Annotated in this window: 15 protein-coding genes; 2 read left to right on the top strand and 13 right to left on the bottom strand. The window is 48.2% G+C overall.

All coding sequences use genetic code 11. From position 1 onward, the window contains the following. Positions 1-47: 47 nt before the first annotated feature. A complete protein-coding gene (locus KG631_RS01940; RefSeq protein ID WP_213994985.1) occupies positions 48-1,439 on the bottom strand; it encodes an alanine/glycine:cation symporter family protein in 1,392 nt (463 codons plus the stop codon). Positions 1,440-1,621: 182 nt separating this feature from the next. Beyond that, positions 1,622-2,836, bottom strand: coding sequence for a pyridoxal phosphate-dependent aminotransferase (locus KG631_RS01935; protein WP_213994984.1), 1,215 nt, complete (start codon positions 2,834-2,836; stop codon positions 1,622-1,624). Positions 2,837-3,094: 258 nt separating this feature from the next. Here KG631_RS01935 and KG631_RS01930 point away from each other — a divergent pair, with 258 nt between their 5' ends. Next, on the top strand, positions 3,095-3,955 hold the full coding sequence (locus KG631_RS01930; protein ID WP_213994983.1) for a glucosaminidase domain-containing protein: 861 nt from the start codon (positions 3,095-3,097) through the stop codon (positions 3,953-3,955). A gap of 77 nt (positions 3,956-4,032) precedes the next feature. On the opposite strand, the gene ttcA is transcribed toward KG631_RS01930, so the two are convergent. The 11 genes from ttcA to ccoN all read right to left on the bottom strand — a co-directional run bounded on the left by ttcA (position 4,033) and on the right by ccoN (position 13,992). Further along, positions 4,033-4,986, bottom strand: a complete 954-nt coding sequence (gene ttcA, locus KG631_RS01925) for a tRNA 2-thiocytidine(32) synthetase TtcA (protein ID WP_213994982.1) — start codon at positions 4,984-4,986, stop codon at positions 4,033-4,035. 69 nt (positions 4,987-5,055) lie between these two features. Further along, positions 5,056-5,988, bottom strand: coding sequence for a universal stress protein UspE (uspE, locus tag KG631_RS01920; protein ID WP_213994981.1), 933 nt, complete (start codon positions 5,986-5,988; stop codon positions 5,056-5,058). Between the two features lie 115 nt (positions 5,989-6,103). Next, a complete protein-coding gene (gene fnr / locus KG631_RS01915) occupies positions 6,104-6,808 on the bottom strand; it encodes a fumarate/nitrate reduction transcriptional regulator Fnr (RefSeq protein WP_213994980.1) in 705 nt (234 codons plus the stop codon). Between the two features lie 40 nt (positions 6,809-6,848). Beyond that, positions 6,849-7,523 (bottom strand): sulfite exporter TauE/SafE family protein, encoded by a 675-nt coding sequence (locus KG631_RS01910; RefSeq protein WP_213994979.1) that lies wholly within the window; start codon positions 7,521-7,523, stop codon positions 6,849-6,851. Beyond that, positions 7,520-7,756 carry a cbb3-type cytochrome oxidase assembly protein CcoS gene (gene ccoS / locus KG631_RS18685; RefSeq protein ID WP_301003534.1) on the bottom strand — a complete coding sequence of 79 codons (237 nt, stop codon included), beginning with the start codon at positions 7,754-7,756 and terminating at the stop codon, positions 7,520-7,522. The genes KG631_RS01910 and ccoS overlap by 4 nt, the downstream gene beginning before the upstream one ends. Before the next feature lie 28 nt (positions 7,757-7,784). Then, positions 7,785-10,193, bottom strand: coding sequence for a heavy metal translocating P-type ATPase (locus KG631_RS01900; RefSeq protein ID WP_213994978.1), 2,409 nt, complete (start codon positions 10,191-10,193; stop codon positions 7,785-7,787). A 22-nt stretch (positions 10,194-10,215) separates the two neighbouring features. Then, positions 10,216-10,701, bottom strand: coding sequence for a FixH family protein (locus KG631_RS01895; protein WP_213994977.1), 486 nt, complete (start codon positions 10,699-10,701; stop codon positions 10,216-10,218). Between the two features lie 89 nt (positions 10,702-10,790). Continuing rightward, positions 10,791-11,765, bottom strand: coding sequence for a cytochrome-c oxidase, cbb3-type subunit III (gene ccoP / locus KG631_RS01890; protein ID WP_213994976.1), 975 nt, complete (start codon positions 11,763-11,765; stop codon positions 10,791-10,793). Beyond that, positions 11,758-11,940 carry a cbb3-type cytochrome c oxidase subunit 3 gene (locus tag KG631_RS01885; RefSeq protein WP_019674433.1) on the bottom strand — a complete coding sequence of 61 codons (183 nt, stop codon included), beginning with the start codon at positions 11,938-11,940 and terminating at the stop codon, positions 11,758-11,760. The genes ccoP and KG631_RS01885 overlap by 8 nt, the downstream gene beginning before the upstream one ends. 5 nt (positions 11,941-11,945) lie before the next feature. Further along, on the bottom strand, positions 11,946-12,554 hold the full coding sequence (gene ccoO / locus KG631_RS01880) for a cytochrome-c oxidase, cbb3-type subunit II (protein ID WP_213994975.1): 609 nt from the start codon (positions 12,552-12,554) through the stop codon (positions 11,946-11,948). Positions 12,555-12,564: 10 nt separating this feature from the next. Next, positions 12,565-13,992: a cytochrome-c oxidase, cbb3-type subunit I gene (gene ccoN, locus KG631_RS01875; RefSeq protein WP_213994974.1), complete on the bottom strand. Its 1,428-nt coding sequence runs from the start codon at positions 13,990-13,992 to the stop codon at positions 12,565-12,567. Between the two features lie 278 nt (positions 13,993-14,270). On the opposite strand from ccoN, the gene KG631_RS01870 reads away from it, so the two are divergent. Beyond that, the gene (locus tag KG631_RS01870; RefSeq protein ID WP_213994973.1) at positions 14,271-14,678 is read left to right on the top strand and encodes a hypothetical protein; all 408 of its coding nucleotides are present in this window, start codon (positions 14,271-14,273) and stop codon (positions 14,676-14,678) included. Positions 14,679-14,729: the final 51 nt, after the last annotated feature.

Genomic DNA, 14,729 nt, shown 5'->3' with positions numbered 1-14,729 from the left:
GCTGTCCTGCTAAAGATATAGCACCCGTTAGCCCATTTTGGATGGCGCTAGCGGGGTAATTTTTGCCAGTAAGCTTTTAAGTCTGCTTTTACTTCTGGCAACAACAGATACAATGCCAGAATATTAGGTACCGCCATTAAAAATATCATTGAATCAATAAAATCGAATACCGCCATCACGTTTGGCACCGCACCTATTGAGACAATAAGACAAAACAGCACTTTATAAAGCTGAGTCAGTCGCTGGTCATGGCCGACCAGATAGCGCCAGCCGGTTAAACCATAGTACGACCAGCTGATCACCGTGGAAAACCCAAACAGTAACAGGGCTACCATTAAAACCCATGGAAACCAGCTGACGACTGAGGCAAAAGCGCCCGAGGTGATTTGGACGCCGTCCAGCCCCGGTGTCTGATAAGCGCCGGTCAAAATAATTACCAGTGCAGTAATGGTACAAATGACGACGGTATCAATGAAAGGCTCCAGTAACCCGACAAAACCCTGACTAACCGGATCCTTAGTCTGGGCAGCAGCATGGGCTATAGGCGAGGAACCAATACCTGCTTCATTTGAATAGGCAGCCCGCCGAAACCCCTGAATAAGCACACCAATAAAACCACCGTAACCGGCTTCAGGGGTAAAGGCGCCCTGGACAATTAACCAAAGAGCAGAGGGTATTGCGCTGAAATGTGTAAACATCACCAGTAAAGATGCCGCCAGATAAATGCCGCACATTAGCGGTACCAGTTTACTGGTTACCCGGGCGATACTTTTTAAACCACCAATAATAACGGCACCAACCAGTAGCGCATATACCGCGCCAAACAGCCAGGCATTATCAAAACCGGTGACTGATTGCACCTGGACAAAACCCTGATTAACATGGACAAAACCGGCCGAACCAAAAATAACAAACACTGAAAATGCCATTGCCAGCACCGTGCCGGTCAGGGGCAGGTTAAATTTATCCAGCGCGGCTTTAATGTAGTACATCGGCCCGCCGGACACGCTGCCATCGGCGTTAATTTGCCGGTACTTTACTGCCAGGGTACATTCCACAAACTTAGTCGACATACCGAGTAAGCCCGCCACTATCATCCAGAAGGTTGCACCCGGGCCGCCCAGACTAATGGCAATCGCGACGCCGGCAATATTGCCGGTGCCAACAGTACCCGACAGGGCGGTACTCAGGGCCTGAAACGGGCTGATTTCACCGCTGGCCCCGCTGCTTTTATTATTTTTGAGCAGGCCAACGGCATGGCCAAAGCCGCGAACGTTAATAAAACCGAGATAGCAGGTAAAAACCAATGCCCCACTAATCAGCCAGATTAATACCATGGGTATAGCAACACCATTAATTTCAAAGGCGTAAAACACTACGGCGGCCAGTTTTGAAGTCAGGCTTTCAAACACCTGTTGAAACGAAAAGTCGGTCATCATTATTATATTCAGCGGTATGGACGGCTATTTGATAACGCAAGCCTACTGCTAAATTAGCGCAGAAACAAGAAATTAAACGCCAGGTTGCGGTGACTAACCACCAGAACGAGGCGTCTGGTGGTCAGATTACAGGGTGGCAGCACTGGTACGTCAGCCTGAAACCTTTTCTGGTGGCTAGCGGGTTATTGATTGTAGCCTGGTAAAAACTGGGCCAGCTTATCAAGCGCCGCTGATAGTTGTTCTTTGTGCGGTAAAAACACAATCCGGAAATGGTCAGGCTCAGGCCAATTAAACGCCCGTCCGTGCACCAGCAACACTTTATGCTGACGCAGAAAATCCAGCACGAATAGCTCGTCGTCTTTGATCCGGATTTTCTTGCGATCAATTTTCGGAAATAAATACATCGCGCCTTTTGGCCGCATGCAGCTTAAACCATCTATTTCAGTTACCAGCTTATGGGCTAAATTCATTTGCTCATATAAGCGGCCTCCCGGCACTACCAGCTCATTAATACTCTGATAACCGCCCAGGGCCGTTTGCACGGCATGCTGGCAGGGCACATTGGCACACAGTCGCATCGAGGCCAGTACATTCAGCCCTTCAATGTAATGGCGGGCCAGGTTTTTAGCGCCAGAAATAAATAGCCAGCCAACCCGAAAGCCCGCTATCCGGTAATTTTTTGATAAGCCGCCAAAGGTCAGCATTATAAGATCATCAGCCAGCGACGCCGTACTGATGTGCTCAGTACCGTCGTACAATACTTTGTCGTAAATTTCATCGCTTAACACTACCAGCCGGTGCTCACGGGCTATTTTCAGCAGCTCCAGTAAAAAAGTCTGATCGTAAACTGCCCCGGTCGGGTTATTTGGATTAATCAGCACTATCGCTTTGGTTTTTTTACTGATCTTCTGTTTAATATCGGCGAGATCGGGGTACCAGTCCTGTTGCTCATCACAGCGATAGTGCACCGCTTTACCGCCGGCCAGATTAACCGCTGCCGTCCACAACGGATAGTCGGGCGAGGGGATCAGTACTTCATCGTCATTATTCAGTAATGCCTGCAATGACATCAGAATAAGCTCTGAAACGCCATTGCCAATATAAACATCATCGGCATCGGCGCCTCTGATCCCGCGCTGCTGATAATACTGCGCTACCGCGACTCTTGCCGGATAAATACCCTGTGAGTCAGAATAACCCTGGGCCGTAGGCAGGTTATGAATAACGTGCTTAAGAATTTCATCCGGAGCCTCAAAGCCAAAAGGGGCCGGATTACCAATATTCAGCTTCAGAATACGGTGGCCTTCTTCTTCCATACGCCTGGCTTCCTGAGCCACAGGGCCGCGAATGTCATAACATACTCCATCGAGCTTGGTTGAACGTTCAATTGGTTTCATAGCCAGAACCGGTTTGCCCCCTAAAATAATATCCATCCAGATAGCTAAAACTTCAGAGTGTAGTTTTCACATAACCGCGGCCGATTTGCAATGCAGCGGCCATAAATGTTGACAAAAAATAGTAAAAAAACAGGGTAAATTATTTTTTAGTTCATTCTGAGGCAAGCAAAGGCTAAAATAGCCATTGTTTTAATGCGGCAGTAATTGATTTAGCTGGCATAAGCTGGTTTAGACACGGCCGAATATAGTGGTGATTTTTTGATTAAAAAAAGCATAATAGTTGTTGGCTGGTGTGTTGTCGGCTTTGCAGCCCTTAGCCCATTTGTTGGCTTACAGCCGGTACCGCAGCAAGATTCACTTGATGAGTGGCAACAGCCTGGCAGAATTGCTGCGCTGAGTCAGGCCGACCAGAAAAAGGTGCTGGCGCGGCTGGCCTATACCGAGCCGGCCGTTGCCTATACACCACTGCCTGATTTCAATGCTATCGGCGATACCAATGCCAGAAAAAGAGCATTTTTTAATTATCTGCTGCCGCATGTCCAGCGTGAAAACAACCGGCTACGCAATTTACGCCGGCAATTACTGGAACTGGCAGAAAAGAAGCAAAAAAACCAACGCTTGAACATTAATGAATACGCGTTTTTATACAGTTTATATGATGAATTCCGGATGGATGTTGCCGAGTCGGACCCACAAATGCTGCAGGAGTTACTAAAAAGGGTCGATATTTTACCCGCCAGTCTGGTATTGATGCAGGCGGCAAATGAGTCTGCCTGGGGCACCAGTCGCTTTGCGGTTGAAGGTTATAACTTTTTTGGTCAGTGGTGTTTTCGGGAAGGTTGCGGCCTGATACCACTGAGCCGGGGCGAAGATCAGAGCCATGAGGTGGCAAAGTTTGACACACCTGCCAAAAGTATCCGCAGCTATTTCTATAACCTGAATACTTTTCATACCTACGAGCCGCTAAGAGAAATCCGGGCGCAGTTAAGGGCAGAGCGTAAACCTATCCGTGGCGAAGCGCTGGCGGCTGGTTTGGGTCGCTACTCCGAACGTGGCGACGAGTATATTGCCGAAATTAGCAATATGATTCGTTTTAACCGGCGTTTTCTGGAAGATTAGCCTGCGGCGTCCCAGATGTGAGGGCTACAACCGCGGCTATTATGTAGTGTTGATGGTTGTGGATGCTAACCGTGCAGCTAATTAAGCTGCACGATTTTAAGTTCGCTGTGACGACTAACCTGGTCTGATTTAAGCGCAATTTCATCGGGTTCGTCGTCGGTGGTCAGGCCAACGGGAATAGCCGGTACCGCAATATGATCAAAGGCGGTATCACCTTCGACAGCGGTATTACTTTCTTTTGATATGGCAGCAAAATCAAATAAGCTGTTGTCTGCCAGATGAGACGGCACGACATTTTGCATCGCCTGAAACATGGTTTCAATCCGGCCCGGAAAGCGTTTATCCCAGTCTTGCAGCATCTCTTTAATGACCTGGCGTTGCAGGCCATCTTGCGAGCCACACAAATTGCACGGAATAATCGGGAACTGCCGGGCCTGGGCGTATTTCTCGATGTCTTTTTCTTTGCAGTAAGCCAATGGCCGGATCACAATATGTTCACCATTATCGCTAATAAGCTTAGGTGGCATTGATTTCATCTTGCCACCATAGAACATGTTTAAAAATAATGTTTCCAGCATGTCATCGCGGTGATGCCCCAGGGCAATTTTGGTCGCACCAAGCTCTTTAGCTGTGCGGTATAAAATACCGCGGCGCAGCCGCGAGCAAAGCGAGCAGGTGGTTTTACCCTCCGGAATTTTCTCTTTAACAATGGCATAAGTATCTTCAGTAACAATCTGATAATCGACACCTATACCTTCAAGATAGCTGGGTAAAACTTCGGCCGGAAAGCCCGGTTGTTTCTGGTCGAGATTAACCGCAACAATACTGAAGTTGATAGGGGCTGATTGCTGCAGGTTCAGCAGAATGTCCAGCATGGTGTACGAATCTTTGCCACCGGATAAACACACCATAATTTTATCGCCGTCGCTAATCATGCCAAAGTCACTGATAGCCTGACCAACGCCGCGGCGCAGCCGCTTATGCAGTTTATTTAAATTGTATTGTGCTTTTGCTTGCGCTGCGTGTGACATAACGAGGTAACCCTACAGAAAAATGGCGCACATTATAACCAAGTGTGCGCCATTACCATAGGGCCGATTTCAGTGTTTTGCCAGCGGGCTGACAAAGTTTGCTGGTTTTAACGCTAAAACATCACAATCAAGCTGGTCAATTAAATGTTCTGCGGTGTTACCAATAATGGCCGCAGAAAACCCGGTTCGGCCAATAGTACCTATAACCACCATTTCAGCGTCCAACTTAGTCGCCAGTGCCGGAATAATATCTTCCGGCATACCTTCCAGCACATGGGTGTCCTGCTCTGCCATGTCGAATTGGTTGGCTAGTTCCGCTACCGCGTTTTCATGATGGCGGCGCATCGCCGTATTATATTGCTGCGGATTAAACTCCGGGATTTCTATCGCAATATTGACCGGCGTGCCCGGAAACGCATTTACCAGATGTACCTTGCCTTGCAGCACCTGAGCCATGGCTTTGGCGTTACTGATTACCCGCTGGTTCAGTGACTGATGATGATCCTGTTCACTCCCAGCATTTACTGCGGCAATTATATTACCGTTATCCGGCCACTCGTGTTCTTTAACCAGTAACACGGCGCATGGACATTTGCGTAAAATATGCCAGTCAGTGGGGGTAAAGATCATCGATTTTAAAATATCGTGATTATGGGTACCTTTAATGACCAGGTCAAAGTTCTGCTCCAGCACTTCATGCACTATTGCTTCAAAGGGGCGGTTATGCCACACCACTTTTAAGTTGATATCAATGCCCTGATTTCTGGCATCATTAATTAGCTCGCCGACCCATAGTTCGCGGTCGTGAATAACAGCCTGGCGCATCGATTCCCGTTCGTCACCTGACAACATAGTGGTCATTTCATAGGAAAAGTCATATACCGATAAAAAAGCGGTAAGTTTACAAGGCTGCTTGCGGGCTAACTCCAGCCCCCGGTTTAGGGCTTTATGCTGGCTATCGGTTGGGTCAAGCACAACTAACACATTGCTGAAAACGGTCATTACACTCTCCATGCAAAAATTATGGGGCAGCAGTAGCTACTATCTCTGGCTACTGAAAAGTGTAGTCAATAAAACCGTAAAGGGGGCAAGTTCAGTTTGTGCTAAATCAAAAAAACTAACAATTCCCCGCTAATTGCTGCATTGCAGCAGGGTTATTGATGGTAATAAGTTTGCCATCAACGCTGATTAACTCTTCTTTGTGTAGTTTACTTAACAAACGGCTGATTGTTTCAACCGTTAAGCCCAGATAATTGCCAATATCGCTGCGAGTCATCGACAGACGGAACGCTTTGGCAGAAAACCCTCTGCTACCAAAGCGCTGGGCCAGATGGTTTAAAAATGTTGCCAGTTTTTGTTCAGCGGTTTTCCGGTTTAACAACAACAGCATTTGCTGATCAGCCTGAATGTCCTGACTCATCAGGCGCATTAATTGCTGTCGTAATTTGGGCAACTGGTCGAGCAATGACTCGAGATTGGGGTAGGGGATTTCACATACCATGCCGGTTTCCAGTGCTTCGGCATAGCTATTATGCAGCTCCGTATTGATGGCATCAAAGCCAATAACATCACCCGGCAAATGAAACCCGGTGATTTGTTGTTCACCTTGTTCGGTTAAGGTAAAGGTTTTGAACGAGCCGGAGCGAATAGCAAACAGCGCTTTTAGGGGTTTGTTACTTTCAAACAGCATGTCGCCTTTATGCAACGGCCTTTTACGCTGAATAATATCGTCTAAACGAGTAAGTTCCTGTTCACTCAGGGAGAACGGCAAACATAACTGGCTGAAACCGCAATCCTGACAATTAATCGCTGAACGTTGCATAAACTGGTTTCCTGATTGTCCCTGAATTAACTGCTACAGCTTAAAAAACTAGTCTTTTTAAAGCAAGGTAAATTGTATAAATACCATAAATAGCTAATATGCTGGCTGCGCTATAACGTACCAACAGCTGATTTTTAAATTTGCTCAGGTTGCTGGCCAGGCTGCCGAATGTTAGCAGGGCGGGCAGGGTGCCCAAACCAAAAAACAGCATAATTAACGCTCCCTGGCCGGCACTGCCACTGGCCAGACTCCAGCCCAGCGTGGAGTATACCAGACCGCAAGGCAACCAGCCCCAGCACAGTCCATATAAATAGGCTTTGGGTAGACTATCGAGCGGCATCACTTTCTGACTAAGCGGTTTAATAAACGCCCATAAATGCTGGCCACCACGCTCCAGCATGGTAAGCCCGAACCATAGTCTGGCAATATACAGCGCCATCAGCACTAGCAGTAATCCTGCTATTAATCGTAACCATAGCAACGACACACCGGCCAAGGCCATTGCTTGCATACCAAAATAGCCTACCAGGCCGCCTAATAATGCGTAGGTGGTTAAGCGACCGAGGCTAAGTAACAATTGCATTGCCAACTTCCAGCCAAAGCTGCGCTGCGGCAGCGCCAGTTGCAGTGCTGCGACAATGCCGCCGCACATAACGATGCAATGGCTACTGCCCAGAAAACCTATTAACAGTGCGGCCAGTAAGTCAGCTGTCATTGTCCGGCTTCATCTTGCTGGCGGGGTTTGTCAACATTCTCAGCCGACGTCGGGCTTCGCTTTTCAGGTTGGGCGGCGGCTTTAGACTGTACCTGTTGCTCATCGAATAAAATGCTAAAACCTTCTTTATCTAAATCTTCAAACTGTTTGCTGCGAACCGCCCAGAAAAAAATGGCCAGGCCCAGCATGACAAATAAAATAGCAATAGGAATTAGTACGTAAATGATGCTCATATCTTTAGAAACTCATAGTATATAAAACTCACTTTTTCAGTAATCTGAGTGAGTTTGATACCACCAGCAGCGAACTGAAAGACATACCCAGAACGGCGATGTAAGGTGACACCAGACCCGCTACTGCCAGTGGAATAATCAATAAATTATAACCCACTGCCCAAAGCAAATTTTGCCGGATAACGCTAGCAGCCTGCTTGCCGGCACTCAATAATGTTGCCAGCAGACTGATCTCAGGTTGTAACAGTACCACATCGGCCTGATTTTTGGACAAGTCTGTGCCTGAATCGACCGCCACAGAAATATGAGCAGCGTTAAAGCCCGGACTGTCGTTAATACCATCACCCACCATTAATACTTTTTTGCCAGCGGCAACCAGGGCATTAATCGCATTCACTTTATCTGACGGGCTGCAACCTTGCTGCATAAAATCAAGCTTAAGCTCAGTAGCCAGTTGTCCGGCCAGGCCTGAACTGTCACCACTTAACATACCAACCTGATAGCCCTGCTGCTGTAACTGATTGACCAGTTCGCCCGCACCCGGGCGCAGATTATCGGCCAGGGTAATGGCGGCCTGCAGCTGCTGGTTCAGGGTAATATAAACGTTAGCCTTGGCTGCTGTGCCGTGCTTTGCGCTGTCAATCTGACAATAGGCAGCACTACCTGCTTTAAGCTGCTGGCCTTGCCAGTCTGCGCTGATACCCTGCCCAACACTGATGGTGACGTGTTCCAGCGAAATATGTTGATTCAGGAAAGGCTTAAAGGCGCGGGCAATCGGATGCTCAGAATGTTGCTCCAGATTAGCCAGCAGATTGAGTAGTTCATTGTCATTCAGGTTATCAGTTGTTGATGACTGCGGTCGTTGCATATTAACAATGCTGAATCGCCCCTCCGTCAGGGTGCCGGTTTTATCAAAAATAATGTGAGTCAGTTCGGGCAGGATTTCCAGAGCCTGTGAGTTTTTAACCAGAATACCCAGCCGGTTCAAGCGTGATAGTGCACAGGTAATTGCTGTCGGCGTGGCCAGGCTTAGTGCGCAGGGGCAGGTTGCAACCAACACTGACAGGGTAACCCAGAATGCCCGGTCGGCATCCAGCCAGAAATACCAAAGGGCAAAGGTGGCAGCGGCAATCAATAGCAGCCGTTCAACAAAATAGCGGGCCAGCTGATCCGTTTTTTCTACCAGCCGTGGTTTAGTGTGCAGCGTTTGCTGCTGCAACTGAATTATCTGACCGAGCCGGGAGTGGGCCAGAGCACTACTGACCCTCACCGTTAACAACCCGTCATGGTTAATACTGCCGGCCAGTACCGGGTCAGCCTGCTGGCGGCTGATGGCAGAATATTCGCCGGTTAGCATCGACTCGTCAACGGTACTGCTACCGGACACTATCATGCCATCAGCGGGAATGGTTTCACCTGGTTTCACCAGAATAGTGTCGCCGGCTTTCAGGCGGCGGGCAGAGACTGCCTGTTGTTGTTCGTCTTGTAGCAGCGTTGCCGATACCGGCATTATTTTCAGTAAGTTACTTGTTGCATCCCGTGCCTGGGCCCGCGCCCGGTATTCAAAAAACTTACCCAACTGCAGCAAGAATGTAAACATACAGACCGATTCAAAATAGACTTCGCCCGTTTGCATAACAGTGGCATAAGCTGAGGCAAAAAACGTGTAATAGATGGCCAGGCTAACCGGCACATCCATATTTAACTGGCGGGCTTTAATACTGCGCCAGGCACTGCTGACAAAAGGCAATGCCGCGTAAAGTACCACGGGCAGTGTCAGTAACATGCTGATCCAGCGCAGATAGCCGTGATGTGACTCGTCAATACCGCTGTATTCACCAAAATACAGCGCAAATGCCAGCATCATGACCTGCATTGTCATTATGCCGGATACCGCCAGCCGTTTTAAGAACCGGTTAAGTTCAGTTTTAAACTGGCTTTCCTGCTCGTCTGCAATAAAAGGGCTGGCCTGATAACCTAACTGGTTAATTAATAGCAAAATTTCACTAAGCGCTAATTGCTCAGGATGCCAATTAAGTAAAGCCCGTTGAGTGGAGGAGTTAATACTTATTTTGTTGATAGCAGGCTGTTTGTTCAGGTGCTTTTCAATCAGCCAGGCGCAGGCGGCGCAACTCATGCCGCTAATCGCCAGTTCGAGTTCCGAGCCATTCTGCTGTTGCTGACTGATGTCGGCCAGCACATCGGCACTGTCGTACTGTTGCAAACTGGTACGTAATTCAGCCGGGATTAACTCGGCTTTAGCCGCCGCTTCCGTGCGGAATTTATAGTAATCATCCAGGCCGCTGTCGATAATAGTCTGTGCCACAGCCTGACAGCCGGCACAGCAAAACAAGGCGGGTGTGCCATTAATAGTTAACTGAAAACGCTCGCCGGTAATTACCGGTTCAAGACAATGAAAACAGCTTATTGTTGTCAACCAGGCCTCTGCTTATGTTTACTTAGTAACCGAGCTTAATTTCCTGTTCCGCCGGCAGCTCGAAGGTCGCTCTTAGTTTCCATTCATTACTGTTATCACTGACGTTCAGCCGCCATTTGCCACTCGGGGTCAGGGGCAGGGTCGCGACATACAATAATTCGCCGCTGCGCTGTGCATCTATCGCAAAATCTTGTGCTGCCAGAGTCGGGTGATAAAAATCGAGATGAATACTATCGTCCAGCACGGCATTCTCTGCAAAACGTACCACAGCGCGATTGCCCGCTATCAGTACCGTCGCATTAAGATTACGTAATGCCGACTCGCGGTATTTGGCTAGTTGCAAATTAATGCTCTTTCCGGCTTTGTAGTAATCATCGATTACCAGATCAGGCTGTTGCTGGTTCATTAACACTACGGCATATATCGCCCGTATTGCGGTGAGCACCGGGATGGCAATCAGGATCCAAGGCCAGACTTGCTTATACCAGGGTTTCGTATCCTGCTGCATTGTTACCTCTTATTTAATAATACTAAGCCCCTTTACGGGGCCCAGTAGGTGTTAGCCTGATTTTTGGCGTTAGGGTACTCTTGTAAGCCTTAACGCTGGTCTTCCGGGTTGGATAACCGGTAAACATAAGCCGTTAAAATATGCACCTTGTCTTCACCCAGCGTATCTTTAAAGGCTGGCATCACGCCATAACGACCTTTTACCAACGTCTCTTCAATGGCACCGGCTGAGCCACCGTATAACCAGATATTATCGGTCAGGTTTGGTGCACCGAAGGGCAGGTTGTGGGCTACACTGCCTCTGCCATCTGCGCCGTGACACGCCGCACACAACGCAAACTTCGCTTTGCCTGCGGTAGCTTCACGCTCATTTACTGCCCGGCCAGATAAGCTCAGTACGTAAGCTGTCATTTCTTTAATACCCTGATCACCCAGTGCTTCCTGCCACCCTGGCATGGCAGCTCTGCGGCCATATAACAGGGTTTCTTTGATCTTGTCCGGGCTGCCACCATATAACCAGTCTTTGTCAGTCAGGTTAGGATAGCCATACTGCCCCCGGGCATCAGAACCATGACACAAGGCGCAGTTTTGTAAAAACAAGCGCTGGCCAATTTTCAGTGCATCGGCGTCGTAGGCAAGGTCCAGCACATCACGTTTGGCAAACTGCTGAAATACCGGGCCATAGGTTTCTGCCGCCACTTCATTTTCAGCGTCCAACTGCACATAGCGTCCATCGGCTTTGGCTTGTTCCACGGCGGCACGCGACTCTTCCAGGTTTTTAATACCCTGGTTAGAGCTGGTCCAGTTGAGAAAGCCTGGCCAGTTACCTAAACCCGGATAGGCGGCCAGATAAAATACTGACCAAATCAGGGTGCCATAGAACATATAGGTCCACCACTTTGGCAGCGGGTTATTGACTTCCTCCAGGCCGTCTACTTCATGGCCGGTGGTTTCATCTTCCGGTACGCCGACATAGTTGGTTAAATTCCAGCGCAGTAAAATAAAGCAGCCGATTAGCACAGGTAAAGTTAAAACAATGATCCAAGCACTCCAGAAGCTACTCATGATCTGACTCCCGTTTGATTTTTTGTTCTTTAGATTCTGGTTCGTCGTCAAATACTAAATTGGCTGCTTCGTCAAAGTCTTTCTTACGCTTTTTGCTGTAAGCCCAGATAACGAAAGCAACAAAGCCAACGAACAGAATTACGGTTAACACGCTATGAACTGTTGCAAATTCCATAATGGTTACTTCAACGCTGTGCCAAGTGATTGCAGGTAGGCAATCAGGGCTTCCATTTCAGTTTTACCTTCAACAGCATCAGCAGCGCCGGCAATGTCTTCATCGGTGTAAGGCACGCCAAAACCACGGAAGATTTCAAGCTTGCGAGCAGTATATTTGCCATCAAGAACATTACTGTCTAACCACGGGTAACCCGGCATATTAGACTGTGGTACCACAGAGCGTGGGTCCATCAAGTGAGCATAATGCCAGTCATCGCTGTAACGGTCGCCAACCCGTGCCAGGTCAGGGCCGGTGCGCTTAGAGCCCCACAGGAACGGGTGCTCCCAGACGCTTTCGCCAGCAACGGAATAGTGACCATAGCGCTCAACCTCGGCCCTAAAAGGACGGATCATCTGGCTATGGCAATTTGTACAACCTTCGCGGATAAAAATATCCCGGCCTTCCATTTGCAAAGCGGTGTAGGGTTTTAAACCGTCGATCGGTTGTTTGGTTTCTTCCATAAACATCAGCGGCGTAATCTGGACCAGCGTACCGAAGCTGATAGCGATAACGGTAAAAATACCCAGTAAACTAACACTTTTTTCTATTTTTTCGTGATGATTCTTCGACATGACCTGCCCCTTATGCCGTTACTGGCACAGCTTGTACCACTTCATCTTTACTACGGACAGTTTTGTAAACGTTGTATGCCATAATCAACATACCCGCGACCACAAAAACTCCACCAATAAAGCGCATCAGATAAAATGGCATAGAAGCTTCCAGACTTTGCACAAAACTGTAAGTCAGGGTGCCGTCAGTGTTTACCGCGCGCCACATCATGCCCTGCATAATACCTGATATCCACATAGCTACGATGTACAGCACCACGCCTATGGTGTGCAACCAGAAGTGAGTATTGATCAGCTTGGTGCTATACATTCCAACCTTGTTGTAAACGACCGGAATAAGATGATACATGGCACCGATTGAAATCATCGCTACCCAGCCAAGTGCGCCGGAGTGAACATGACCAATAGTCCAGTCAGTGTAGTGCGACAGGGCGTTGACCGACTTGATTGCCATCATCGGCCCTTCAAAGGTCGACATACCATAGAAAGATAACGACACAATTAAGAAGCGCAGAATAGGGTCGGTTTTCAGCTTATGCCAGGCACCTGACAGCGTCATAATGCCGTTAATCATGCCACCCCAGCTGGGTACGAACAGCACGATAGACATGACCATGCCCAAAGACTGGGTCCAGTCAGGCAGGGCTGTGTAATGTAAATGATGCGGACCTGCCCAGATATAGAGGGCTATCAGGGCCCAGAAGTGAACGATCGACAAACGGTACGAATAGACCGGCCGGCCCGCCTGCTTCGGCACAAAATAGTACATCATGCCAAGAAAGCCAGCAGTTAACAGGAAACCAACAGCGTTGTGGCCATACCACCACTGCACCATGGCATCTACTGCCCCGGCATAAATGGAGTAAGATTTAAATAAGTTGAGCGGAACCACCATACTGTTAACGATGTGCAGTGCGGCTACCGTGATAATAAAACCACCATAAAACCAGTTTGCTACATAAATATGGCTGGTTTTACGTTTAACCAGGGTGCCGAAAAATACAATGGCAAAAGAGACCCAGACAATGGTAATTAACACATCTATCGGCCATTCCAGCTCAGCGTATTCTTTGCTCTGGCTCATGCCCAGTGGCAGAGTAATGGCTGCGGCAACAATAACCGTTTGCCAACCCCAGAAGGTAAACATCGCCAGTTTTTCAGCAAATAGCCGGGTTTGACAGGTTCGCTGTACCACATAATAACAGGTAGCAAACAAGGCACTGGTACCGAACGCAAAAATCACCGCGTTGGTGTGCAGTGGCCGTAAGCGACTGTAGGTCAGCCACGGAATATCAAAGTTTAATGCCGGCCAGTAAAGCTGGGCTGCGAGTAATACGCCCACCACCATGCCAACAATACCCCATAAAACGGTAGTAATGGCAAAGAGGCGGACAACGCTATAGTTGTATTCAACATTTAACGGTTTGGTCTGGCTCATGTTGAGTTCCGCTGCAGTTATGCTGGTTACTAAAATCCACCTTAAGGTGGCCCTATTGTTATAAAGTGGGCAACTAACAACATGTTAACGTTGCGGTTGCGGCCACTGAATTTTGGGCGAAATGATACGAGTTTTGACTTTTAAAAGATAGGTAAACTCACCCATTTTATGACGTAGAACAAAGTCCCTGTGCAATAAGTAACCAATTGTAGTCACTATTTCGCCCTTTTGCCGAAAAGCCGGTAAACTGCTGGTTTTAAAATAGTACAAAGTTACCCATGCAGAACATTACCTCGTTGTGTTTATGCTTGCTGCTATTGCTGGCATGTCAGCCAAAACAGTCAGATGACAGTGTCCGTGTGCTGCATCAGCAAGCAGGCCTGCTGCTGAGTTTAAGCCCGGCAGATGCGCCCGTAGAGACACCGTTACTCGTTAAGCTGGTTAGTCAGCAGCCGATAGTCAGCATCAGTGCAGAGCTGAGCGGCGTTAGCATGTATATGGGCCTAATCCCTTTACGTTTTCATAAGCTTAGTACGCCAACCCGTGGTGGGGCAGAGCAATGGCAAGCTGAATTTCTGCTGGGTGCTTGTAGTGATCCGGCGATGTTATGGCAACTGAACTTGACGGTACAGTTGGCTGATGGCAGAAAACTTTTGATTAATGAGCAGTTTAATTCAAGCTGGTAAAAAGGTGATTTTAAAGCTTGTCAGCTGGCTAAAATTTGTTCAGTATAAGCG

It is taken from the genome of Arsukibacterium sp., from assembly GCF_018402695.1.
In the GTDB taxonomy this organism is placed as follows: domain Bacteria; phylum Pseudomonadota; class Gammaproteobacteria; order Enterobacterales; family Alteromonadaceae; genus Alishewanella.
Note: the sequence above shows the minus strand (reverse complement) of the source record. Positions and strands in the feature narration are given on the sequence as shown.

Coding starts and splice junctions, on each gene's coding strand:
- KG631_RS01940 (WP_213994985.1), bottom strand. CDS start 1,439: ATGATGACCGACTTTTCGTTTCAACAGGTGTTTGAAAGCCTGACTTCA.
- KG631_RS01935 (WP_213994984.1), bottom strand. CDS start 2,836: ATGAAACCAATTGAACGTTCAACCAAGCTCGATGGAGTATGTTATGAC.
- ttcA (WP_213994982.1), bottom strand. CDS start 4,986: ATGTCACACGCAGCGCAAGCAAAAGCACAATACAATTTAAATAAACTG.
- uspE (WP_213994981.1), bottom strand. CDS start 5,988: ATGACCGTTTTCAGCAATGTGTTAGTTGTGCTTGACCCAACCGATAGC.
- fnr (WP_213994980.1), bottom strand. CDS start 6,808: ATGCAACGTTCAGCGATTAATTGTCAGGATTGCGGTTTCAGCCAGTTA.
- KG631_RS01910 (WP_213994979.1), bottom strand. CDS start 7,523: ATGACAGCTGACTTACTGGCCGCACTGTTAATAGGTTTTCTGGGCAGT.
- ccoS (WP_301003534.1), bottom strand. CDS start 7,756: ATGAGCATCATTTACGTACTAATTCCTATTGCTATTTTATTTGTCATG.
- KG631_RS01895 (WP_213994977.1), bottom strand. CDS start 10,701: ATGCAGCAGGATACGAAACCCTGGTATAAGCAAGTCTGGCCTTGGATC.
- ccoP (WP_213994976.1), bottom strand. CDS start 11,765: ATGAGTAGCTTCTGGAGTGCTTGGATCATTGTTTTAACTTTACCTGTG.
- KG631_RS01885 (WP_019674433.1), bottom strand. CDS start 11,940: ATGGAATTTGCAACAGTTCATAGCGTGTTAACCGTAATTCTGTTCGTT.
- ccoO (WP_213994975.1), bottom strand. CDS start 12,554: ATGTCGAAGAATCATCACGAAAAAATAGAAAAAAGTGTTAGTTTACTG.
- ccoN (WP_213994974.1), bottom strand. CDS start 13,992: ATGAGCCAGACCAAACCGTTAAATGTTGAATACAACTATAGCGTTGTC.
- KG631_RS01870 (WP_213994973.1), top strand. CDS start 14,271: ATGCAGAACATTACCTCGTTGTGTTTATGCTTGCTGCTATTGCTGGCA.